Below are 673 nucleotides of genomic sequence, written 5' to 3'. Positions count from 1 at the left end.
AACCAACCACTCTTCGATGTTCTTTTGCAGTTTTGCGCTAAAGAATGAAGACGCGACATTTGAATATGAGTTGGTGATCACCGACATCATGATCAAACCCGGCACGATGTATTCCATATAGCTAAATCCGCTCATTTCACCAATTCGAGAACCGATCAGATTACCAAAGATGATGAAATACAGCGTCATTGTAATCGCTGGTGGTACCAAGGTTTGCACCCAAATACGCGAGAAACGCGTCACCTCTTTACCCAGCAAACTACGAAATGCCGTCCAATACAGTTGGTACATTTACTTGCTCCCCTCTCTGACAATGCTGACAAACAGTTCTTCTAATCGGTTGGCTTTATTGCGCATCGACAGCACTTTCACGCCATGTTCCGTTAATTGAGCAAACACCGCATTGAGACCTTGGCTTTTATCTAACTCAATTTCTAATGAGCCATCGATTAAGCTTTGACGATTGACACCATTCAACTCAGGTACTTCGCCGTCAGTCTCGATATCTAGAATAAAGGTTTCTACGCTGAGCTTGCTGAGCAACGCTTTCATGGTGGTGTTTTCAATCAACTCGCCGCGATTGATAATGCCTATGTTGCGACACAGCATTTCCGCTTCTTCTAAATAGTGCGTAGTAAGAATGATAGTGATCCCTTGCTGCTGATTGATTTCT

At 43.5% G+C, this 673-nt stretch carries 1 protein-coding gene and 1 pseudogene; both read right to left on the bottom strand.

Translation table 11 applies throughout. The features are described from left to right. The coding region (locus tag R7Q48_RS27875) for an ABC transporter permease (RefSeq protein WP_318133534.1) at window positions 1-291 on the bottom strand (291 nt) is incomplete at its 3' end. Continuing rightward, window positions 292-673: pseudogene (locus R7Q48_RS27870) on the bottom strand (ABC transporter ATP-binding protein); the annotation flags it as partial. It lies immediately after the preceding gene.

The sequence above is a fragment of the Vibrio sp. 378 genome, assembly GCF_033339435.1.
This window is presented reverse-complemented; position numbering and strand designations above follow the sequence as displayed.